This is a genomic window from Paenibacillus turicensis, from assembly GCF_050461185.1.
Classification (GTDB): domain Bacteria; phylum Bacillota; class Bacilli; order Paenibacillales; family Paenibacillaceae; genus Fontibacillus; species Fontibacillus turicensis_A.
This window is the reverse complement of the sequence record NZ_JBCMOR010000005.1, coordinates 626,577-650,416: the sequence shown is the minus strand read 5'-3', so window position 1 is coordinate 650,416 and position 23,840 is coordinate 626,577. Positions and strand designations below refer to the sequence as shown.

Below are 23,840 nucleotides of genomic sequence, written 5' to 3'. Positions count from 1 at the left end.
AAATTTATAGTCAAAAAAGGTAGGCTCCTTCACGGAACCTACCTTTGTTATTCTCTTCCTCGTTTATCAAATTACTTTAATTATCAATCTTCTTCATCTTCAGCATCATAGATGCATTTATAATATTCTCTGCCAGACTCATCAATGAAATCAATAATTTGAAATCCAAGATTGCGGAAGAAATCCACAGTGGTATCATCTGTTATCGCCTCTAGTACGGCTGGCTTTTCTTCTAACAGCAATTCCACAATAATGCCTCGTCCATACCCTTTCATCCGTTCGTCAGGACGTACAACAAGGTGCTTTAATTCCATGATACCGTCTTTAGCGGGTTTCACACCTATTAATGCTACGTATTCCTCCTGATCCTCTAATGCGTATAAAATACGGTCATCTTCAGCATATTGCTTCATCACCTTCTGTAAAGCATCTGGATCAGCAAATACTGCATATTCTAGGAGCTCCTTTATTGAAGCCTCTTCTACCTTTGAAGAAACATTAACTAACATGCCTTTCACCTCTTATCCAACTATCTCGCATGAAACTGTACCATAAAAATACCAAATAGTAAAATTTACATTCCATTAACGCCCCGCTGATGCTCCCCTATCACTATTGAGTTAGTTAGCTGAAGAAGGATAAATCATAAGAAAGAAAGGGGATAGTTTTAAATAACCTCCTTTCTTTTCATTTTTATGGGACAAAATTACCTATAGGTTAATCCTCCCGGTCTACAAATCTCTTTTTCTATTAATGAGTGAAGCCAACAGAAGTGTTAAAGGTGTTAATATACCTACAAGATTAATTATATATAGGTAAGGAGGAACCTCTACTAAATCTAATATTTTTAGCGAAATAAGTAACCACAAGCAGACAAAACTAAAGGTAATTAAAAATATATTCTTATTTTCTACCCCAGGGATCTTTTTTAATACAAGGAAGACAGCAATAATTAATACCGAATAAATCACAAAATAATTTAATTCATGGTTGTTAATTGCAATAGGAATATCCGAGGAGAAAAGAAATTCCAAAAACACCTGAAAAAGCAGGCTCAAAAATAAGCCTGTATAATAAAAATATTTAGCCATTTTTATCTCCTTAAAATTACTACATACTCTCCAACCGAAATTACTTGCAATTCACATAATTCCTAGTATAATACTCGGTAAATATAAATTAAGATTGGAGTTGGCATCATGTCAAAAGCCGTTTATAGTATGTATGAGACCGTTAATGATTACCTAGATTTACTCAATTATGCAAAGCAGCTTCATGATGTAGAATGGCAACAAGCGATTATTCAACAGTTAAAACAACTGCATAATTCTAATTTTTCTTTAAATGAAACTACTGAGGAAATTAAGTATATTCAGGGTACTGAGAAAGTTAAGGGTATTAAAGATGTTGAAAGTGACACTACCTCCACAAAGCTATGGGATCGACTCGATGAAATTAATACGAATATGATCAGCTTATTCCTTGCAATCAGTCAAACTAAGGACGAGGAAGAAAAAAACGTACTGTTACATGCACTCCATGAGCTAAAGCAAGAGCAAATTATAGTTTCGGAAAAATTAAAAGCCCAATTTTAAAAAGTCAAAGATATAGAAAAAAAGCATGATCACATTTTATATATAATAATGTTCACTAAATGAAGGAGGAATGCCTACCTATGATTACATATAAGATAGGGCAAGAAATTACTGCAACCCAGTTGATTGAGTTATTTCGTTCATCTGGCATTAAACGTCCCCTTGATCAGCCTGAGCGAATTAGCAACATGATAAAGCATTGTGATATTTTATATACGGCATGGGATAACGATACGCTAGTTGGTGTGGCTAGAGCGATCAGTGACTTCAGCTATTGCTGTTATCTATCTGATCTTGCAGTCGCTAAGTCACACCAACAGCAAGGGATTGGTGAAGCTCTCATTCAACATGTACGTGACCATCTTGGCGATGAGGTTTCACTGCTTTTATTGTCTGCGCCCACTGCAATGGACTATTATCCTAAAGTAGGCTTTGAGCTTGCGAATAACGCCTTTTTAATTAAACGAAAGCGTTAGTGATTGGACATCTGGCCTTTGTTTTGCTATTGCCTTTATTATGCTGTAAGTTTAAATAAACCTGCTCCATGCGCTGCTAACTCTACCTGTAACACTTCTGATTTCGTTCCGACATCTTCTCTTAGCCATAAATCGCGAACAGCATAGTTTGTATCCTCAGCTAACCCTAGCTCAGAGAAGTTTACCTTTACTTGCTCCTTTTGCTCACTAAGGTTAAACATCGCTACATAAATACTTCCATCTTCATCAAGTGCAGTCCATACCGCTTGCGAATCAGTACGATATACTTGCTTATTTTGATTGGAATGTGTCGTGATTCTAATGACTTCAGGATTCGTAATTAACTTTAGTGTCCACTCGTCATTGTTACGTAGTTCCCCGCCAAAAAATAAAGGTGAACGGAAAATACTCCATAGGGTCATCATCGTTACTTGCTCATTCTTTGTAAATTGACTCCATTTAGGTTCATGATCAGAATGAGTACGTACTCGAATATTTCCTAAAGGCAGCATGTCACAGTCAGGCCAATTCCCTTCCCCGCTAATCCCTTCCCATTTTTCACAACGCTCAAACATATCCGCGAGCAAACGCCAAGAATCCCAGAAATCATCCGTCATTCTCCACATATTTGCATTTGCTGTTAACAGCTCAGCCTCTTCTCTTGGTGCAGGCCCAGGGGACAAACTTAACACCATCGGTCTCCCACAATGATCTATCGCTTTACGAATCATTTCGATTTCCTGATCGTGAATACCATATAACCTTGAAGCGGCAATATCATCTACCTTGACAAAATCAACACCCCACTGCGCATATAGCTCAAATAATGAATTGTAATATTGCTGTGCGCCCTCTTTTGTACAATCTACCCCATACATATCTGTATTCCATGGACAAATTGAATTCGGATGGGCGATCTGTCGTGCAGTAACTGTTGTTCCTAAAATCGGAGTATTTCTGTGAACAGCTTGGCGAGGAATACCACGCATAATATGAATTCCAAACTTTAAACCCAAATCATGTACATAGTCACTAAGCGGTTTAAAGCCCTTGCCACCCTCCGCAGACGGAAAGCGATTCACAGCAGGCATAAGTCTAGAATATTCATCCATTTCAAGCTCAGTAAATGAACGATATTCATGAGAGTATGCACCTGGCTCATACCACTGAATATCCACAACGACATACTCCCACCCATATTGCTTTAGATGTGTAGCCATATACTTGGCATTGCCCCGAATCTCTTCTTCGTTTACACTAGCCCCATAGCAGTCCCAGCTATTCCAGCCCATAGGTGGCGTTACAGCAACTTTACTCATTTGTGTTCCCATTTTTTATACCATCCTTATCTTAAAAATTTGGATTCATATTAGAGGCTCTAAATAAAGAGCCTATATTTGGGCTCAACTTAAGAATCGGTACTTGACAATAAGCTAACGAAGCGAAGGAGCAGGGAGATGGTGGAGAAGCGAACGCGCCCGCCTTTAAGGTCACAATTTCATCCTTTCAACACATGCTATAAAGAAATTGGGGCCTTAACAGCGGTTGAAGCCACTCCCTGCTACGTAGCCTCTTACTTCATGGATTGTCAAGCACTGATTATTGTATTGAGCCTATACTTAATTTCGTATTTTTATTAACGCTTGGATTAATATATTCATTAATGATATAATTCAATTATTAATTCATGGAGGAATGATACATGATTCAAGCTTCAACCGATTTAAAATGGCTGCCCTTATATGAAGCGCTTGCTAGTGATGTTAGACTCAAGATGATCGAATTGCTAGCTAAACAGCCTATGAATAACAAAGACCTCGCTGCCAATTTACATATAAGTAGCGCTATTGTGACCTCTCATGTTCGCAAGCTTCAAGAAGCAGGCATTGTCGAATCTAAGCTTGAGCGTATTAATGGTGGTACGCATAAAATTAATCGCCTTTGTGTAGAAGGAGTTCAGCTTTTATTTCCTACTCAAAATACAACGATGCGTCATTTCCATGAAGTGTCTATTCCTGTCGGGCATTACATGAAGTTTGCAGTAGAGCCTACCTGTGGCTTGGCAACAACAGAAAAAGTTATCGGTCAATTTGATGAGCCCCGTTATTTTTATGATCCAGAGCGGGTAGATGCGAACATTTTGTGGTTCGGAACAGGTTTCGTAGAATATCACATTCCAAACTACGTGTTGTCCTCGCAACGTTTAACCGAAATTGAAATTTCAATGGAAATTAGCTCCGAAGCGCCTGGCATCGCTGAAAATTGGCCCTCAGATATTTCTTTCTACTTAAACGATATTCCGCTTGGCTTCTGGACTAGCCCTGGTGACTCTGGAAACGGTCGTGGCACGTATACACCTAAATGGTGGTCCGACAATACGAATCAATATGGCTTGCTGAAAATTATACGAATTAGCGATGAAGGTACGTTTATCGATGGTCAACAAATTTCACAAACGAGCCTTCAAGATTTAAAGCAAACCCGTAACAGTTGGAATTTACGTTTTGCTGTTGAACATGATGCCAAAAATGTCGGTGGCTTTACTTTGTACGGTAAAGGCTTTGGCAACTACAATCAGGATATTACTTTTAAAACGTATTATGAAGAGTAATTATTAATACACCAAAGAGCCTATCCACTACAAAGGGTAGGCTCTTTAATTATGATTTAACTGGTTAGCTCACTTTCCCATCGGTTATCTCCTGGCATGGGACAGCTACGATCCTTCCATTTCGCAACGACAGGAATTAGACAACCACATAACAAGCACGTGATCCCATCCTGTAGCTTAGGGCAATCCGCGCATTTAGCCAAACGCGCTTGATATTGTTCATCTGATACACAACGCTCAGGCGGAAATAAGGAGGCTTGGTCAAGAATACGCCGAATACGTTCATCTGTAACTTTAAATTCTGGACTGCATCCTTTGCATCCTTGAGTCATGACACTCCCCTCCTGTCTGCTTTGCATTAAGCCTTTAGTTCAAGCATAGTGACAGACATGGCTGGCAACTCAATGCTTAAGCTTCCTGCTTCTAGTTTAAACGCTGTAAATGACTTCGGCGCAACACGATCACTTTGATCAAATGTATTATGCGCGTCCATACTATCACCTGTCAGCGTAGTTCCTGTAATTTTAGTGTTATCCGTTGCTACACCACGAAGCTGTAGTGAAACGTTAGATGCAGTATTTGGATTCAAGTTACACAAGCTAATATGAATCGTTCCTTCTGCATTGATAGATGCCGACACAGACACCTCTGGAATTTCCTTATCTCCATACTTATAAGTGCTAGTATCTGTTAGGGATAAATCAAGGCGTTCTGCATCTTGATGCACCTTGAACATATCAAGTACATGATAAGTTGGTGTTTTCAGCATTTTGTCGCCCTCTGTTAAAATCACGGCCTGTAATACATTAACAAGTTGCGCCAAATTCGCCATGCGCACGCGATCGTTATGATTATGGAAAATGTGCAACGTAGCACCCGCTACAAGCGCATCCCGAATACTATTTTGCTGATATAAAAATCCTGGGTTAGTTCCTGGCTCAACTTCATACCAAGTTCCCCACTCGTCTACAATCAAACCTACACGTTTGTTAGGATCATATTTATCCATAATCGTTTTATGACGTGTAATTAATTCATCCATATGCAATGCTTTGTCTAGCGTCTCAAACCACTCATCCTCAGCGAAGCCAGTCGCAAATCTCTTTTCCTCCCAACGTGGGCCAGGAACAGTATAATAATGCAACGTAATGGAATCCATATAAGGTGTAGCTTCACGCATCAGTACTTCCATCCAATTGTAATCGTCTACGTTAGGTCCGCAGGCAATACGATGAATTTTGTTGTCCCCATAGTTACGGACATAGGTCTGGTAACGACGATAAAGATCAGCATAATATTGCGGACGCATATTGCCGCCACAACCCCAGTTCTCATTACCAACGCCAAAATATTTCACCTTCCAAGGCTCTTGGCGTCCATTTTCAGCACGTAATTTAGCCATAGGAGAAATACCTTCAAATGTAAGATACTCTACCCACTCCGCCATCTCTTGCACTGTACCACTACCTACATTTCCGTTAATATACGGCTCACAGCCAAGCATGTCACAAAGCATCATAAACTCATGTGTACCAAAGTGATTATTTTCTACGACGCCACCCCAATGTGTGTTTACCATCGTTTTACGATTTTCAGGTGCACCAATCCCATCTTTCCAATGGTATTCATCCGCGAAGCAACCACCCGGCCAACGAAGCACAGGAATAGATAAATTTTTAAGCGCTTCCAAAACGTCATTACGAATTCCCTTTGTATTCGGGATTTTAGAATCTTCCCCTACCCACATGCCTTCATAAATACAACGTCCTAGATGCTCAGAGAAATGACCATAAATATTTTTATCAATAACGCCCTTACGTACATCTCCATTAAGGATACCTTGTGAAGTCAAATTAAAAAGCCACCTTCCATTGATTAATATAAACATTAATTGATTAATGAATTTATTAATATTATAAAACGTTACTATTGTATCGTCAATCTCAATCAAGTAAATTAAAATCATAGAATGCATACTTCCAGCAAATAAGGAGAGTTATCCAATGAAAGCAATTCATATCACCGAGTTTGGCTCCACTGAGCATATGAAATACGTAGATGTTGATGTCCCTAAGATGAGTTCGAAGCAGGTTTTGATCTCTGTCAAGTCAACAAGTGTTAATTTTGGAGATATTAAAGCAAGGTATGGAAATAAAGGACAAAAAACACTCCCTTTTATTCCAGGATTAGAGGCTGCGGGTATCATTGCACATGTTGGAGATGAGGTCACTACCCTTTCTGTTGGGCAAAGAGTTTTAGCTTTTCCTCATGAGGGGTCCTATGCTGAATATGTTGTTGCCGATGAAAATCTAACGTTTGGCCTGCCTGATTCGGTTGAATTTGATGTGGCTGGGTCATGTGGGATCGCTTCCTTTTTATCTTATAAATTACTTGTAGACATCGCTAAAATAAAGGATGGAGATAACGTATTGATTCATTCTGCTTCTGGTGGTGTTGGCACAACTGCAATACAGATTGCGAAGGCATTAGGTGCAAATATGATCATTGGGGCTGTTGGTCATGAAAATAAATATCAAGTTGCCCTCGAAGCTGGTGCTGATCACGTTGTGTGCTATTCAGATGAATCATTTTCAGACAAAGTGATAGAGTTTACCGATGGCAAAGGTGTTCATATTGTCCTAGATTCTGTTGGCGGCTCCATTACAGCACAAAGCATGCAATGCTTATGTAAGTATGGTCGCTTAGTTGTATTTGGCAACTCAAGCGGAACATATGCCCAGCTTTCTACAGACCAACTGCATTCAAGCTGTCGTTCTATTCTTGGTTTTAGTTTTGCGACAACACGGAAAGAGCAACCAGAGTCACTAAAGGATATCGCCAAAGAAGTTTTTAGACTGCTAGAAAGTGGGCAACTTAATATTAAAATTAGCAAAAAAATGTCTCTAGCAGATGCCGCAGTTGCACACCAGCTTATAGAAAGCAGACAAAGTACAGGTAAAATAGTGCTGTATACGATGGAGATTTAAAATAACTAGAGCAAGCTAGGATAAATAAGATTCGGCAAGATTACCATAATCAAGCTAGATTGAGCTAGAACAAGCTTAACGAAGCATTTTCTCTAGCTCGTCTGCGATCATAACGGCATTTTGAGCTGCCTCCTTAGCAGAGCAAGACATCTCATTGTTTTTAGATTCGATTTGTGCTGCGGCGTGTAGTAACTGCGTAAAGGCTTCGCTTCCAGCGGTAATGTATTTTGCACTATCACTAATTTGTAGCATACTTTGATCCGACAGCGTAACCGTATCGTTAAGCTTACTTTCAATTTCTGTAAGTAAACCTGCAATTTGAGCTGAAAATTGTTTAGTTTGCTCAGACATATCCTTTACAGCATGCGATACCACCTGAAAGCCCCGTCCATGTTCCCCCGCTCGTGCTGCCTCAATAGAGGCATTAAGGGCAAGCAATCCACTCTGATCTGCGAGTAGACGGATTGAAGTTGCCATTTGTTCAATATTTTCTAACGCTTGAATTAGTGCTGTCATCTGTTCTTGCTGACGTTTCATTTTTTGCTCCACTGCACGATATGAAAGCAACACATCTTCCAGGGCTACCTTGCCTTGCCTTGACCATTCATTCATAACATGGGTTAGGCTTATACTGTCCATCGCTTCCTGCACGGCTAATTCTACTGTATACTTGATCTGGTGAATTCCTTCATAGCTTTGCTTTACTACATCTGTCCGATGTTCATCGGCTTCCTTTTGCATCTGCTGCATTACGGCTAAAATATCACGAATAGTAAGTACACCAAGGATATGCTCTCCCTCTGTCACAAGCAAGCAATCATAAAAACGCTCGTCCTCCCGCATCATTGCTAGATTAATTATTTTTACAACAGGCATTTCAATATCAACCACTAACGTATGTAGGTCTGCAAAGATGGATACAGGTTTATCATAAAATAAAGCAGCCGCAAATCTGCCAGTAAAGTGCTGACTATAATTATCTCTCATAATTATTCCTAGCGGTTGCTCATTTTCAACTACAATTACACAAGGGATATCTACCTCTTTTTTCATAAGAGCTAATAGCTCCTTGCAGCACATTCCCTTCTCTATAATTGGCACCTTTCTGTAAGGCACATAATGGGTAATGAGCTTCCTGTCATTTGTATGGATCCATGATGGGTCACTATTTTGACCTTCTGCGTGTTCCTTTGATGTTAAGTTTGAATCGGTCATTAGTTCTGCCGATACCATACTTTAGTCCCCCTTTTACTAGTTCTAGCGATGGGAACATCATAGCGATTTATTGTTAATTCTAATAATCATTTATATTTTCATGATGTAAAAACACAAAATTGACAAAAAAAGGGCTCAACACAGAAATCGGTTCTTGACAATCATAGAAAGTAAGAGACTACTTAGCAGGGAGTGGCTTCAACCGCTGTTAAGGCCCCATTTTCTTTATAACATGTGTTGAATGGATGAAATTGTGTCCTTAAAGTGTTTATGCTCTCGAAGTATCTTTCTTGCAGAAAGATTGTCGCGCTCTCGCTTCTCCACCATCTCCCTGCTCCTTCGCTTCGTTAGCTTTTTGTCAAGAACCGTTTTTAAGATTGAGCCCATAAAAACAAAAAAAAGAAGAAGAAAAATCCCTTTTTCTTCTTCCCTGTATAAATATTCTTCTATTATTTTTTGTAAACAATCTCTGTAGTGCCATCGTCATAACCTACAATGACAAGCTCAGCGATATCCACGAACAAACCATGATCCACAACCCCCACCATCGCTTTCAATTCTTCACTTAGAGCTGAAGGTGATTCGATTTTTTCAAAGGAAGCATCTACGATATAATTCCCATTATCCGTTACATATAGCTCATCGTTGTTCATCCGCATTTCAAAAGGAATATCATATTTTTTACGTAATTGATTTAACGTCCATTCATACGTAAAAGGAATAATTTCAATAGGTAGCTTAAACTTACCTAAATGCTCAACCCGTTTATCTTCACCAGCAATGACGATAAAGCGTTTACTGTTAATTGCAACTAACTTTTCACGTAACAATGCACCGCCGCCACCCTTTATTAAGGCAAGGCTCGGATCAAATTCATCCGCACCATCAATCGCTAGATCAAGCTCTGTCACATCCGCAGCTTCGATCATAGGGATATTATTTTTACGTGCTAACTCCTCGGAAGCCTTAGAGGTTGCAATTGCAGACACCTTTAACCCCTCTGCTACACGTTGTCCAATTTTTTCTATGACATAAAATGCAGTGGAGCCTGTCCCAAGTCCAATCACCATGCCATCTTCAACGAATTCTGCCGCACGATATCCTGCCGCTTGCTTTGCATTCATAATCTAATAACCTCCTTGATATATGTAAACATAACCTAACCGAACAGTTCACGAAATATAATAGCAGAAATAGGCGTACAGTTAAATAGCAAAAACTCCAGCCCATGCAGTTTAAAGCATAAGCTAGAGCTTGATTATTAGTCCATGAACCTGATCCGAGACAGGTATAGAGTTACTGAAGTCGAGGCTTTGACGTTGCCACACTTCGTTTTTGAGTCCCTTTGGCATTTCCTTTTGTATTTCCTTTAGATTTTTTCTCCCCTTTGTCGTCTGGCTCCGGCTTCACCATAAACAACAGCAACAACACACCGATGAGAGAAACAGCTCCAATTACACTAAACATAGTAGCATGACTTGTCTGCATTAAGAGCGAAATGACGGGCGGGCCCAAAGCCACTCCAATAAAACGCATACTGCTGTATATTGAAGTAATCGTCCCCCTGAGCTTTTTCTCAATCCCTTCAGTGATTAAGGCATCAGAGCTCGGAAGCACCATCCCAATTCCAAGCCCACATACAACAAGGCAAGCAATTACAAAATAAATTTGACTAAAGAAGCTTACACCAAACAATGCCGCGGTAGCTAACACTAAGCCAATTACACCAAGCCATTTCATAAGCGGCTTATTTTCACCAATCCATCTACCTGTAAAATATGAAGCAAGACATAACACTGCAAGGGGGATGGCAAGCACTAGTCCCTTTACGACACCCTGTAGGTTAAAGCTTGTTTCCAGCTTCTCAGATAAATAAAACAGCACACCAAACAATAAAAACATGCAAATGCCACCGATAATAAAAATCGCATACAACCAGCGTCCTTTATCCTTAAACACAGCCTTAACAGACCCTAAAAATTGCTTTAACTGTGGCGGCTCCTTATGCTCTGGCTCCTTCACCATAAAAATAACAAGAATTAATGAAATAATACACAATACAGGAATCGCAAGAAAAGGTACATACCAGATCCAAGCCCCAAGTAAAGCGCCTAGAATTGGACTTAACACTTTACCAAATGTGTTCGACGTTTCAATAATACCTAAGCCATGACTTACCTGCTCTTCACTTTCAAACATGTCGCCAACTAAAGGGATGACAATGGGGAAAGCCCCAGCGGCACCAATGCCTTGTAAAAACCGCCCCCCTAAAATAATCCAATATACAGTCATTCCATTTGCAAACCAATCTGCAACTCCACAAATCGCACCACCCACCCCAGCAATGATAAGACTAGGGATAATGACCACTTTGCGTCCAAAGCGATCTGATAAATAACCTGCGATAGGGATTAACAGGATTGCAACGATGCCATAGACTGTAATCAGCATGCTTACTTGAAAAGAGGAAATTCCTATTTCCTTTGCTATTAAAGGCAAAACAGGGATTAACATGGAATTGCCCAAGGTCATAATAAGCGGAATGGAGGCAAGTGCAAATAAATCCCCTTTTTTGTTATCCATAACCAAGCGCCAACCTTTCTAAGTACACTGCATGTTGCCACTAGTCATCTGTAATGTTAATTACATTGTAATGACAACTGCTTTGTACAATCATTCAGTCGATAATCAACTTATTAAAGGTTAGTGTGGTTTATTAATACGAAATTATTCTTAATGAATTACATTATGCGTATACATAGTGATTATCATTACTTTATCATTTTATAAAGTGAAGGTGAGGCCTCTAGCATAAAGCGACTTGGCTCCCCAACATAAAAAATATGAAGTAAATGCATCGCACGAGTACAAGCAGTATAAAATAGTTTTCTTTCGCTTTCTCGTGTATAGCTTTCATTTGAGCCGTTATAAATGAGCACAGCATCAAACTCCACACCTTTTGCTAAGTAAGCTGGGATAATATGGATTCCTTTTTCAAAGGAAAGGGTTGTTTTTTTAATTAATTTTACCTCATGCTTTGCAGACAATTGCTCATGCACCGCCTTAGCCTCAGCAGCGGTTTTACAAATGACTGCCATGCTTTCAAAGCCCTGCTGTTGCAATTGTGATAGCTTTTTGCTAATGGAATTCAGCATTTCAGGTACATTTTGCATTGGATAGAGCTCTGGCTTCTCCCCACCACGATTAAAGGGCTTAATATGCTCACCATGCTCAACCATCTTAGACGTAAATTCAACAATCTCCTTCGTGGAGCGATAGCTTTGTGTAAGAGTGATAAGCTCCGTCTCCTCTTCTCCATAAATATCACCAATAAGCTCTGACTGCTGAAGCACGGACGAATGGGCATAAATCGCTTGATTAAAGTCACCTAACGCAGTAACTCTAGCCCGCGGAAATAAACGCTTCATAAAATAAAGCTGGAATGGTGAATAATCCTGCGCTTCATCAATAATGACATGGCGAATAGAATTGTTAGAGCGAAAGCCTAACACAAGCTCACGCAGGTATAAATACGGCGTTGCATCTTCATAAAACAACTCTTTTTTACTCATTTTACTTAAAGTTGCTTCACTTATTTGGGTCCAATCTTCGGGAATTACACCTTCACTTAATATTTTAATGAGCTCAGGCTTTTTAAACATCTGTTTATACAAATTCACAATATCTACAAAACGCATCCCTTTGATCCATTTTCGAAGTGGCTTCAAATGTTTGCTTATGACCATTTTGGCTAAAATGTCACGTTCACTCTCATAGTCCTCGAACCCAATCTCGGTCCCATGTTGCTTACGACGCATGCGAGAGTAGGCACGTTGGTAATCCTCGTTACTCAAATACTGAATATACTCATCCACCCATGCTTCCTTTGCTTCTTCCTTTGTAAATTGAGCCAATTCCTTCAAAACCCACTCTTTGAGCAATTCACAACGATTCGCTAACGTAATCGCAGAATCAAATTCGTAAAAACGCTTCGTTAATTCCCCGCTACTCACAATCACCTTCCCTTGAAAGCGAACAGGACGGAATAACATACCTGAAGACTCCAAATGTAATTTATAATTTGTAATAGCATGAAGATAATCCACTGAGGATTTATAACGAATACCACTCATTCTATGCTGATATTCAGCTTCGTTGGCATCCTTAGCTAACACATATTCAATCTGCTCGAACGGGTCCTCTAGTTGGAACTCTTTGCTAAGACGTCGTTCTAAGTATTCTTGGAATGTAGACTGTTGCATGTTTTCTTCCCCAAGCTCAGGCAAAACGGAGGAAACATAGCTATTAAACATCGGGTTTGGTGAAAATAAAATGACTTGATCCGCTGTAAGATTTCCACGATGCTTATACAATAAATAAGCAACACGCTGTAACGCCGCAGAGGTTTTACCACTTCCAGCCGCCCCTTGCACAACAAGCAGACGACTACGATCATTACGAATAATTAAATTTTGTTCCTTTTGAATCGTGGCTACAATGCTACGCATTTGGGCATCTGAGCTTTGTCCTAGCACTTCCTGTAGCAGCTCATCTCCAATTGTAACTCCAGTATCAAACATTACTTTAATCTTGCGATTATGAATAACAAACTGACGTTTTAACGTCATTTCGCCTGAAATTGTACCTGAAGGGGTTTCATAAGACGTTTCCCCTGGCACACTGTCATAATATAAATTTGAAATTGGCGCCCGCCAATCGTAGATTAAAAACTGTTGGTCATCGTCCTCCAGCAAGGAAGCTATGCCAAGATAAATACTTTCAGCTGGCTCCCCCTCCTCCTCAAAATCAATTCTTGCAAAGTAAGGCGACTGCTGTAGACGCTTCATTTTATCTAATGCTGCAAAAGTATGCTGGTGACTTTTTTCGCGTTGTGATAATACTTGTGATTGCTGACGCAAGCTTGTAGAGGTTTCTCCTAAATCATCTGCCTCACTAAAGTTGACGGTAACCTCATCCCAAAAATCCTTTCTCATCGAGACGACATCATCACGCATCGTACTAGCTTCTTGCTCCAACGTCTTTATTTTGGATACAATCAAATCTTGTACATAATTAACACGTTGCTGCTCCTCTTGCCAAGCTTGATCATTTTTATCCATACTGTTTACACCTCAATTGTTATTTTCAAAACCCATCTTGACACAATAAAATAAGCATGTTATACTATTATCAATAGTAATGTGTGACTATATTTAAATTGTGCAGTCCATTTATTATCTTACCAATTTTCCTTATAAATAACAACCTTAATTTCGATGTTAAGCATCGTTTTTTTTATGCCTAAAAACCGTTTCTCTTAAAATGGATTAACGTGGGACTAAACCCACCTCCATTTTGTGGAGAACGGTTTTTTTATTTTACTCCTTTATTTCAAACCCTCAAACTCTTTTGCTGTATAAAATGATATAAAGCACCATAAAGATTTGCGTCACCTCTAAATTGACAAGCAACAATAACTGGATTAACTCTAAGAAGTGGGTTAGCACGCTTCACCTCATTGATAGCCCATGTTATTCGTTCAAATAAAATAGGCTGTGCACTAATACCACCTCCAATAGCAAAGCATTCGGGATCTAAAATACATTGTAAATTTATAATTTGTGAAGCTAACAGTAAACAATAATCATCAAAAATCTTATTTGCCTGATCATCATTTTGTTTGATGAATTGGAATACCGCTTCCCCATCTTTTTTATCACCCAGTCCCTTTATGGTCGCAATTTTCTCTATCATTTGCACAGCTGAACAATCCAGACCAAAATATCGTCCTTGCATATTTTCAAAATTAATATCATGCATCACATAACTTACCTCACCGGCAAAAAGATGCGCACCATGGTGGATTTTTCCATCCATAATAATCCCTCCACCAATTCCACTTCCAAGGATAAGCACTACGGCATGCTTCTTTTCTTTAATACTACCTAACCATAACTCAGCTAAAGCCGCACATTTCCCATCATTTTCAATCGTTATAGGCACACCATACTTCCGCTCAAGTACTTCAACCAGATTTACTTCATGTAAAAAAGGGAGTAATCCGCCATAATAAATGATACCTGTATCTACATCAATTGTTCCTGGACAAGAAATTGCAATTCCTTTTAAACCCTCTAAGCGATACGCATCAATGATTGAAAACAGTTTTGTCTGAAATGTGGACAAATCCTCTCGATCTGAAGGGGTCGTCCCTTTTCTGATCATCTCCCCTGTAGCAGACATTTGGGCATGCTTGATCAGTGTACCCCCAATATCAATAGCTAGATACATATGACTCCCTCTTTCCTTATCCATCATTTCTTTAATTTCATGTGTAAATTTAAACTCTTCTTGCAGCAAGCTCTGCCACAATCTCATGGTGTGGTTTTTCCCATTTATTAATAAATATTAGAATCAAGATAGACAAAATACCAAATTATGATAGGTAACCATACAAAGCTTAGCGTGATCATTTGTAATGCGGATTCTGCTTGCTTTTGATTAGGAACATACCCTCCCGCTGCAAGCAACCATGCAGGGATTGCTGCACCAAACCCTGAACCTAATTTAATACCCATACCCGCTGAAGATACTAAAATACCTTGCGCCCGTATGCCTGATTTCCATTCCCCATAGTCTACGGTATCTGCCATAAATGCAAACAATAATCCAGCAGGCAACCCTAGCCCTATCGAACCGATAATAGTGCCTGTTATAACGACCACAATATTTGTGCCGCCAAAATAAATAATGAATTGACCTACAATATTTACTAGAATTCCCGTAATCATTAATGACTTTTTACTATATTTTTTTGTTAAAAATGGAACGAATAATATTCCTAACAGAGATAACATACCAAGTGTGTTAACTAACGAAACTAGCTCTGGTTTTTCAATGTTATACGTAATGTAATATATACCTGCGGACATCTTCATAATATATAACATAAAAAATAAGATACCAAACAACGAAATTGCATACCAAGGTCGATTACCCCTCATTGCTTTAGTGCTTTGCTTCAAAGTTAAAGACCCATCACCAGATATATTTTGGACCCGTTCCTTTGTATTAATAAAGGTAATAAAAAATAGAATTAATCCGATAAGTGAAAACAACCCCATCGTATAGAAAAAGCCCTTTTGCTGATCCCCACCTCCAAAATAGGCAACAAGCGGTAATAAGGATAGGTTTACAATTAGACCCCCAACCTGACCTCCAAACATCCGAAATGTATTGGCAACCGTTCTTTCCTGAACATCAGTTGTCATACTTGGCAACATCGTGGTTAGTGGATTATTTACTGCTGCATATAGGATGTTAGCCAAAATATAAAAAATGTAGGCATACGCCAGCTTGCCTGAGGCACTTAATTCCGGTCCCATAAATAACAAGGTTGAAACGATTGAAAACGGAATACTTGACCATAAAATCCATGGTCTAGATTTCCCCCATTTTGTGTTCGTTTTATCGATTAAAACGCCAAAGATTGGACTATCTATCATATCCACAAACCGTGCAATTAACATCAGAGTACCTACCGCAACTGCCCCAAGACCATATACATCTGTGAAATAAAAGGTTAAATATGTTGTAATGACGGTGTAAATCAGATTTGATGCCGTATCTCCCAAGCCATAGCTTACATTTTCTATGAGTGGCAATTTTTGATTTGCCTCCTGCACCTTACTTCCTGTTTTCATGTCGCCTTTTCCCCCTCTAGCTATATAAAATATATATGGAAAGCGCTTTCTATATAACTAATTATATAGATATTACCCTATTTTTTATGGTAATATTTAAAGAGAATTTGTATTATTTTTTCATAATCTAAAGGAGTTTACTCTACATGAACAAACAAAATAAAGAGCTCAAACTTATGTGCAAAATGGTTTATAACACGGTAAACATCCCTATCGTCTTCATACATAAATCTCAAGAGGAAATCTTGATTATTAACAATCATTCTTTTGTGGAGCATAGCACGCTCCCCCTTATACTCATTGACCACTTTTTTTACGCTCGAAATTGTAATCCAATTCAGCTTATCTATATAAATCAGCATCATTTAAACAAAACTGTAGTCATGTTACCCAATCCCGAGTGTAGCGATGAACTCATTTTATTATGGCCTTCTATTGATGACTATTTGCCTTTTAAAAACACGTTAGACCAGCACTTCTCTCATCAACTACAGTTTGATGTAAACCAGCTATTCCATACCGCTATACTTCTTCATTATCTTTTTCACAATGAAACTTTGTCTTTAAATGAAGTAGTTAAGCATAATGAGCATAGTAAAACTACAATAATTCCTGAAATCATTGAGCTTAACATAATGCAGCAACGTGAAAATAGCAGCTACCACAGCTCATTTCTTGCAGAAAAGAAAATATGGCATAGTGTCCAATTAGGAGATACAGAGAAGGTATTATACTATAAAAATCTACACTCACAAGAAGGTATTTATGGAAAGTTATCTAAAAAGGATACGCTAAGAGATTCTAAAAATATATTGATTAGTGCGATTGGGATTGCAACTAGATCTGCGATTGAAGGTGGGCTGTACCCAGAAATTGCTTATAATCTGAGCGACTCTTATATTCAATATATCGAGGAGCTCGCAACGATTCCGTCAGTAGATAAGCTGATGGAACAATTTTTACTTGATTTTTACAAGTAGAGTAAAGCAAGCGAATCGTTCTAAATACACGAAGGTCGTATTGCTGTGTCAGGAATATATTTTTAATCATTTATATGAGGAATTAACCTTGGAGCTGCTAGCAAATCAATTAAATATAAATCCATCTTATTTATCAAATAAATTTAAAGCAGAGACAGGGGAAACCTTAATTGGATTTATTCAGCGGCAAAAAATAGAAGAGGCCAAGCATCTCATCGTATACTCAGATCTTAGTATTAGTCAGATTTATGCTGTCCTTAACTTTTATGATCAGAGCTACTTTATTAAGGTTTTTAAAAAAATAACGGGCCTTACTCCAAAGCAATATAAAAATAACTTTATTGTCCATACTCCACCCTCGACTTAACGATTAACCTCACCATATACAAATGAAAAAACTGACTTTTTTGCAGAAATGCAATAAGGTCAGTTTTTGGGTTTCACATATCTGTTTATATTTTTAAGTTGTTAAGATAAAACAACACTATTAAAAGATTCTGGCTTTAGCTCAAGCTGATAACTTTTCCCTTTAAATTCAAAAGAAAGCTGCTGTGCATCCTTTAAAGGATTGTTAACAATCAGCACAACCGATTGGTCGGGATTTTGGAATACCAAACTATTAGAAGTAAAGCGTCCCGAAGTCACTAACCGAACAGCCCCATTTTGGACAAAATGTGAATGATGCTTCACAACATAAAACTCTGGATTAAAGGAATATTTTTTAGTTTCAGGATCTACTGTAATCATGGAGTTTTGCTCCCACCCCCAAGTACTGCTTCCTTTTGGCTCTAAAATCGCATTCCAGTACACATAACCATTTGCACCGTTCACAAAATAGTGATGGAATAAAGTAGACACGTATTGTGCATATTCCCACGTATTTTTTCCATTTCCACATTCATTTTCAGTTTGCAAATAACGTAATTCAGGATAACTAGCTACTGTGCGCTGGATCGCATGTTTACCTGCCCACTGATAACCAACACCATGAATATATTGATATGCTTCAGGGTCACTCAAAACTAGCCCAGCATAAGCATCATAATCTGAGGTGGTATCGGTCAATAATTCCTGCCAAGGCTCAGGAGCATTAATGGTTCCTAACCAAATTTCCGTATCAAGCTGGTATTGTTTAAAGGCTGGGCCAAGATAATCCCTAATAAACTCTTGAAGCTGCTCTCCCGTCCATTTGCATGAAGGGAATTTTTGATCTGCAACTACTTCGTTTTGAATATGAATTTGATTAATTCTAATTCCCTCTTGTTCATAAGCCTGTATAAATTTCACAAAATATAATGCATACGCTTCTAAAATTTTCTTTTCCCAACGTAATGTACCAAAGTTATACGCTTTCGGGGTTTTCATCCAAGTAGGTGGACTCCATGGTGAAGCAAAAAAAGTAAGTTTTGGGTTTCGTTTTTGCGCTTCCTTAATATATGGAATTAAGTATTTATGGTCTCGTTCAATTGAAAAATGCTTCATTTCATAATCATCATCATGTTCATTATGACTATACCATTCTAGAGCATAGTCACTAGCACCAATCGGCAAACGACACAACGTAAATTTACAATCCCCATCTAAGGCGAACAAAGAATCCAGTACAGCGTGACGATCTTCTTCACTAAGATGCTCTATAGCAAACATACCTAATTCATTAAAACAGCTTCCAAATCCTTCAACCACTCGACCTTGCTGTTCCGTTATTTTTAGGTTGGTCATACTGGTCATGTTATTGTTTGCGGTATTTATTTTAATTTCATTATTATGTTGCCAGAAATTCTGACGTGTTGTTTCCATCCAGACGACGTTATTATTGCTCAAGATCATTCATCCTTCCCATACCATATATTGAAAACGCTTTATTTAAACCTATTATATATGATTTATTTTATTAATAATGGTATTTTTTTTAGATAATTAGTAAATTTAATCGTTAAATAAAAAAGACTACCTCTTTGCAATGCAGTATCCATTGTTCAAACAAATTACCATCTGAACTGCTTGCTGAGTATAGTCTGTAATTTAAAGCTATTCTGTAGCTGAGTGTCTTGCCAAGCGATCGAGTCTTTCCAGTTGATGACCATATTCGTAAATTTCAGCAGAAACAATCGATAACCGTAAAACGCCATGTCTTGTTTCGGCATATTTATCTAGCATTTTACGTAGAAAATCATCATTTTCCTGTTCGATCCATGCCTCCTCATGATCGTTAGGTTTTAGCTTATCATCAAATTTCCATAAAATATGTTCATGGTACTTAATTAGCTTTTCTAAATGCAAATCAAAGGCTTGATTAAGTTCTGGAGTGCGAACCGCTTGGAAGTAATGCTGCTCAATCGAATCTAACACATCAAAGCCTTTACGGAGCGTATTCAACATCTGCTTGTACACCACAAGCTGTCTCGCATGTGTGAAAACAGATCGTTTGAGCTTCTTTTGCTCCTCCTCCATCAGCTTATATTTATCTACAAGTAATATAATTGCATTTTCCAGTTCCCTTTTTTCATGTCGGAATACGGTTTCTTTAATCTCATCTGAAATTGCTGTACGAAGCAGTAACGATAAACGGTCAAAGGTTTGTTTGATAAGTGCATTAAATTGTACCTTTGGTTTCGGTGGAGCTATCGTAACGTTAATAACAAACGCCGCTAAAATTCCGATTAAGCTTAAAGAAAAACGAGTCAAAGCAAATTCCCATTGTCCAGACGCCTCCATCACAGCAATGACCGTGACAAGTGTAGTTCCAATTGTATCTCCCATTTTTAGTCGTAGACAGATCATAATAACTACGATACATACTAAACCAACAGCAATCGGATCATTGGATAAGACCATACCCCCAAATACGGCTAATATCGCACCTAAAGTATTGGTCTGTAATTGATCTATTAAATATCGCCAAGATCGATAGATAGAAGGCTGCATGGCAAAAATGGCAGCAACTCCAGCCAAGACGGGAGAAGATAAGCCAAATAAGCTTACAGCATATAATGCCAGCGTTACTGCAAGTCCAGTTTTAACCATTCTTGCGCCAAATGTCACTTTGCATTCCCCCTTACCTTATATCTTATATACTACTGCACTATGCGACTTCCTTATCTTTCACCTATTACGTATAATTTCATACAACCTTGTACAAGGTATGTAGAAAAGGAGTGACTCATCCATGAAAAAAACAAAATTTATGTTGCTCATTGCATTCATGCTTATGAGTATGAGTATGGCAAGCCTTTCGAGCTTAATACCTACTACGTTTGCAAATCCACAGCACCCGATTCATCCTAAACATCATTCACATCACAAGTTACATGGTGGATTTATTGTGAAAGATACCGCGGCTATGATTGGAATGCAGCCTCAAGCGTTAGTTGCTCAATTAAAACAAGGTAAAACCTTGCTACAAATCGTTCAGTCCAAGGGCATTACCGAACAACAATATATACACAGATTAACTACACTTGCGCATGGACATTTGAACCAAGCTGTTGTAAATAAATCAATTACGCATGAGCAAGCAGAGCAATTAAAAGCGAAATTACCTAGCGTTTTAAACCGAGCTATTCATCACAAGTGGCAACAAGCTGCACCAAAGCCACAATTTTCAAACAATTCAATCTAAATTAAATTTTTTGACTCTAAATCTTAATCCATTCCACTAAAAAGCGCTAAAAAAGAGCAGAAGAAGACAAGTCCATTGCCTCTTCTGCTCTATTTTACGTGCTCTAATGTATACCTACCACTATTCTACTTCATTATTTTTTATAACCAACTCCGAGTTAGGCTTAGGAATTGGAGGATGAAGACCTGTTGGTACATCCAAAATATCAAGTAAAAACATAAAGATCGGTACGCCTAAAATTAGTCCCCACACCCCTAAGAAATGCTCCGAGACAAGCAAAATTAAGAACGTGTAGAAAATAGGTAAATGTGTTTTGTTGGACATAAATTTAGGATTTAAGAAATACGTTTCAAGTGCATGAACAACAGCAATCATGACCAGTACATAAACGATTTTTATTAAGCCCCCGATTTTAAATGCAATTGCACATAAAGGAATTAACGAAATAACAACACCCATGACTGGAATAAGTCCTAGCAAGAAAATCATAATCCCAAGCGCAATCAAATTAGGGAAACCGAAAATCCATAAAAACAGTATAGACAAAATTGCATTTACAAAAGCAATCAGAAATTGAACTTCAATAATTTTACCGAAAGATAACACGAATTTTTTACCAAAGTATTCTAAATCAGAGAACAGAATAGAAACACGGCTTTCTCTAAACTTTTGTGTAAAAGAAGTGACCTTCTCTTTTTCTAACAAGAAAAATAAACTTAAAACAACAGCAACAAATAAGTTAATGCTCCATTTCCCAATGTCCGTTACGGTTTTCATTAGAAAATCAAATCCACTACCTAAGTAGGCAGATAAATCAATTTCTTTAAGAGAATCCACTAAAAAGTTAATAACGATATTGTCAGGCAGATCCGCAGGTGGCTTTTCGTAAAAGCTAATGACCATTCTTATTAGATCATTTAATTCTTCAATAATAGCAGGCATGTAGCTATAAACTGTTACACTCAATAAGGTCACGATAATGGTATAAATCAGCGCCACCATAACTTTTCGATTCACCTTAAAAAATTTATCTAATTTACGGCAAATAAAATTATTCAGTCGATTGATTAAATACGTAAGAATGAAGGTAATTAAAAACATGTTTAGCATGCTACGTGAATAATACAACACCACAATTACAAACAGCAATGCTAAAAACCGGCGAAATCCAGACATTTGAAAAAGCTCTCTAAAAAAGGACATATATAGTGTTCTGCTCCCTTACTCACAATAATTATGTAAATAAACATATAAATGACACATCAAGAAAAGACAATAATCGACTTTTTCCGCACTGTTTATTCTTATACTGTTCATCTTAATTCAATCTATCCCTCTAACGCAAGTAATTCATCTCATCTTATGAAATATTAAGAATTTCTTTATGATTAATTAAGTCCCTGTAATTTATGTTATTGAAAAATGAATTAAAAAATACATTAAAATGACCTGTATTTTCTAACCAAGTAGAAAACACAGGTCTTTTTCAGTTACTATAGAACAATCGGCTGCACACATACCGGCTTGGACACCGTTACAGAATGACCAGTATAGCTTAGCTTACCTTCATCATCAATCGTAAACAATGTTAAGTTATTTGCATCCCGATTAGCAACAATAAGGTGTTTTCCTGATGGTGTTACTGCAAAATGACGTGGATGTCCACCCTCTGTAGAAACATGACCGATGAGAGTCAGTTTGCCAGTAGTTGGATCAATTTTAAAGTGGACAATGCTATCATGACCACGATTAGAACCATATAAATGAAGTCCATCGGGTGAGATTGCAATTTCTGCGGTTAGGTTTTCACTTGTAAAGCCTGCTGGTAACGTAGACACTGTATCCAATGCAGTCAGTTGCCCCTTGCTGTCATCATAAGCAAAAGCAGTGATTGTAGAATTCACTTCATTAATTGAATATACAAACTTACCATTAGGATGGAAGGCCATATGACGAGGACCTGCCCCTGGTGGTGTTGCTGCTTCACTATGGAAGATTAGCTTATTGTTTTCTTGATCTAATGCATATACTTTTACTAGATCAAGTCCAAGATCTGCAACTAAAATATATTTATTATCTGGTGTTGCAAGTGTGGAATGCGGGTGTGGGCGATCTTGCCTAGACGGCTCTGCACCATGCCCCTTATGAATTTGCTCATCGACTAGCTTACCCGCTTCTCCTTGTCCATCTATTGTGAGTAAACCTACATTTCCACCATGATATCCTGAGAAAATTAAATATTTGCTATTGCGATCTCTTTGAATATGTGATGCAGTAGGCTGAATGGTTGTTGCTCTAGCCAACTCTGTTAGTTGCCCTTCATTTGTAATATCAAACGTTACAACCTCGCCTGTCCGTTCTCCAGACTCAGTGGTCGTTTCAGCGATAGCATATAACTTGCGCTTTGCTGCATCGACATTTACAAAGGTTGGGTTTTTCATGCCTGCCGCATGATCAACTGCGGTAAATGTGCCATTATTACAATTAAGATTATAAACATGAACACCCGCTTCTTCTTTTTCTGCATAAGATCCAACGAATAATAAAATATTTTGTTCTGACATGGTGTGCCTCCTAATAGGTTTTAAGTAACACTACTTCTCATCACTAATAACCAGTATACCATCTTCTATTTTTTTGCAAAACAATAT

The 23,840-nt window shown here is 38.1% G+C and carries 22 protein-coding genes; 7 read left to right on the top strand and 15 right to left on the bottom strand.

Annotated elements, in window-relative coordinates; all coding sequences use genetic code 11:
* Window positions 1-83: 83 nt before the first annotated feature.
* Both ABE099_RS05055 and ABE099_RS05050 read right to left on the bottom strand, forming a co-directional pair.
* A complete protein-coding gene (locus tag ABE099_RS05055) occupies window positions 84-509 on the bottom strand; it encodes a GNAT family N-acetyltransferase (protein WP_430027963.1) in 426 nt (141 codons plus the stop codon).
* A gap of 222 nt (window positions 510-731) precedes the next feature.
* On the bottom strand, window positions 732-1,091 hold the full coding sequence (locus tag ABE099_RS05050) for a hypothetical protein (RefSeq protein WP_430027961.1): 360 nt from the start codon (window positions 1,089-1,091) through the stop codon (window positions 732-734).
* A 108-nt stretch (window positions 1,092-1,199) separates the two neighbouring features.
* Between ABE099_RS05050 and ABE099_RS05045 the strand changes: the two genes are divergently transcribed.
* Entirely contained in the window at window positions 1,200-1,595 is a 396-nt protein-coding gene (locus ABE099_RS05045) for a hypothetical protein (protein WP_430027958.1), read from the top strand.
* Between the two features lie 80 nt (window positions 1,596-1,675).
* Complete coding sequence (locus ABE099_RS05040) at window positions 1,676-2,071, top strand: GNAT family N-acetyltransferase (protein WP_430027956.1); 396 nt, start codon at window positions 1,676-1,678, stop codon at window positions 2,069-2,071.
* Window positions 2,072-2,109: 38 nt separating this feature from the next.
* Here the strand turns inward: ABE099_RS05040 and ABE099_RS05035 are convergent, their stop codons facing one another.
* Window positions 2,110-3,402: a glycoside hydrolase family 27 protein gene (locus ABE099_RS05035; RefSeq protein ID WP_430027953.1), complete on the bottom strand. Its 1,293-nt coding sequence runs from the start codon at window positions 3,400-3,402 to the stop codon at window positions 2,110-2,112.
* A 371-nt stretch (window positions 3,403-3,773) separates the two neighbouring features.
* Here ABE099_RS05035 and ABE099_RS05030 point away from each other — a divergent pair, with 371 nt between their 5' ends.
* Entirely contained in the window at window positions 3,774-4,682 is a 909-nt protein-coding gene (locus tag ABE099_RS05030) for an ArsR/SmtB family transcription factor (RefSeq protein WP_210089448.1), read from the top strand.
* Between the two features lie 56 nt (window positions 4,683-4,738).
* Here ABE099_RS05030 and ABE099_RS05025 read toward each other — a convergent pair whose 3' ends face one another.
* On the bottom strand, window positions 4,739-5,014 hold the full coding sequence (locus ABE099_RS05025; RefSeq protein ID WP_430027950.1) for a hypothetical protein: 276 nt from the start codon (window positions 5,012-5,014) through the stop codon (window positions 4,739-4,741).
* A 26-nt stretch (window positions 5,015-5,040) separates the two neighbouring features.
* Window positions 5,041-6,570, bottom strand: coding sequence for an alpha-N-arabinofuranosidase (locus tag ABE099_RS05020; RefSeq protein WP_430030480.1), 1,530 nt, complete (start codon window positions 6,568-6,570; stop codon window positions 5,041-5,043).
* Window positions 6,571-6,685: 115 nt separating this feature from the next.
* Between ABE099_RS05020 and ABE099_RS05015 the strand changes: the two genes are divergently transcribed.
* Window positions 6,686-7,669, top strand: a complete 984-nt coding sequence (locus tag ABE099_RS05015) for a quinone oxidoreductase family protein (RefSeq protein ID WP_430027947.1) — start codon at window positions 6,686-6,688, stop codon at window positions 7,667-7,669.
* Window positions 7,670-7,744: 75 nt separating this feature from the next.
* Here the strand turns inward: ABE099_RS05015 and ABE099_RS05010 are convergent, their stop codons facing one another.
* The 6 genes from ABE099_RS05010 to ABE099_RS04985 form a co-directional block, all read right to left on the bottom strand.
* Window positions 7,745-8,902, bottom strand: a complete 1,158-nt coding sequence (locus ABE099_RS05010) for a methyl-accepting chemotaxis protein (protein ID WP_430027944.1) — start codon at window positions 8,900-8,902, stop codon at window positions 7,745-7,747.
* Window positions 8,903-9,333: 431 nt separating this feature from the next.
* Window positions 9,334-10,008 carry a ribose-5-phosphate isomerase RpiA gene (gene rpiA, locus ABE099_RS05005; protein ID WP_430027942.1) on the bottom strand — a complete coding sequence of 225 codons (675 nt, stop codon included), beginning with the start codon at window positions 10,006-10,008 and terminating at the stop codon, window positions 9,334-9,336.
* Between the two features lie 172 nt (window positions 10,009-10,180).
* A complete protein-coding gene (locus ABE099_RS05000; RefSeq protein ID WP_430027940.1) occupies window positions 10,181-11,467 on the bottom strand; it encodes an MFS transporter in 1,287 nt (428 codons plus the stop codon).
* 188 nt (window positions 11,468-11,655) lie between these two features.
* Window positions 11,656-14,004: an RNA polymerase recycling motor HelD gene (helD, locus tag ABE099_RS04995; protein ID WP_430027937.1), complete on the bottom strand. Its 2,349-nt coding sequence runs from the start codon at window positions 14,002-14,004 to the stop codon at window positions 11,656-11,658.
* Window positions 14,005-14,275: 271 nt separating this feature from the next.
* Window positions 14,276-15,175, bottom strand: coding sequence for an ROK family protein (locus ABE099_RS04990; RefSeq protein ID WP_430030478.1), 900 nt, complete (start codon window positions 15,173-15,175; stop codon window positions 14,276-14,278).
* Between the two features lie 107 nt (window positions 15,176-15,282).
* The gene (locus ABE099_RS04985; protein ID WP_430027934.1) at window positions 15,283-16,587 is read right to left on the bottom strand and encodes a glycoside-pentoside-hexuronide (GPH):cation symporter; all 1,305 of its coding nucleotides are present in this window, start codon (window positions 16,585-16,587) and stop codon (window positions 15,283-15,285) included.
* A 146-nt stretch (window positions 16,588-16,733) separates the two neighbouring features.
* Between ABE099_RS04985 and ABE099_RS04980 the strand changes: the two genes are divergently transcribed.
* Together ABE099_RS04980 and ABE099_RS04975 are read left to right on the top strand one after the other, a co-directional pair.
* Window positions 16,734-17,567 (top strand): hypothetical protein, encoded by an 834-nt coding sequence (locus ABE099_RS04980; protein ID WP_430027931.1) that lies wholly within the window; start codon window positions 16,734-16,736, stop codon window positions 17,565-17,567.
* Window positions 17,551-17,934, top strand: coding sequence for a helix-turn-helix domain-containing protein (locus ABE099_RS04975; protein WP_430027929.1), 384 nt, complete (start codon window positions 17,551-17,553; stop codon window positions 17,932-17,934). The genes ABE099_RS04980 and ABE099_RS04975 overlap by 17 nt, the downstream gene beginning before the upstream one ends.
* 101 nt (window positions 17,935-18,035) lie before the next feature.
* Here ABE099_RS04975 and ABE099_RS04970 read toward each other — a convergent pair whose 3' ends face one another.
* Window positions 18,036-19,391, bottom strand: coding sequence for a glycoside hydrolase family 30 protein (locus ABE099_RS04970; RefSeq protein WP_430027927.1), 1,356 nt, complete (start codon window positions 19,389-19,391; stop codon window positions 18,036-18,038).
* Window positions 19,392-19,598: 207 nt separating this feature from the next.
* Window positions 19,599-20,612 (bottom strand): FUSC family protein, encoded by a 1,014-nt coding sequence (locus ABE099_RS04965; RefSeq protein ID WP_430027925.1) that lies wholly within the window; start codon window positions 20,610-20,612, stop codon window positions 19,599-19,601.
* A 124-nt stretch (window positions 20,613-20,736) separates the two neighbouring features.
* Here ABE099_RS04965 and ABE099_RS04960 point away from each other — a divergent pair, with 124 nt between their 5' ends.
* Window positions 20,737-21,189 (top strand): hypothetical protein, encoded by a 453-nt coding sequence (locus tag ABE099_RS04960; protein ID WP_430027923.1) that lies wholly within the window; start codon window positions 20,737-20,739, stop codon window positions 21,187-21,189.
* 120 nt (window positions 21,190-21,309) lie between these two features.
* Here ABE099_RS04960 and ABE099_RS04955 read toward each other — a convergent pair whose 3' ends face one another.
* Both ABE099_RS04955 and ABE099_RS04950 read right to left on the bottom strand, forming a co-directional pair.
* Complete coding sequence (locus ABE099_RS04955) at window positions 21,310-22,392, bottom strand: AI-2E family transporter (RefSeq protein ID WP_430027921.1); 1,083 nt, start codon at window positions 22,390-22,392, stop codon at window positions 21,310-21,312.
* 290 nt (window positions 22,393-22,682) lie between these two features.
* Complete coding sequence (locus tag ABE099_RS04950) at window positions 22,683-23,753, bottom strand: lactonase family protein (RefSeq protein ID WP_430027919.1); 1,071 nt, start codon at window positions 23,751-23,753, stop codon at window positions 22,683-22,685.
* Window positions 23,754-23,840: the final 87 nt, after the last annotated feature.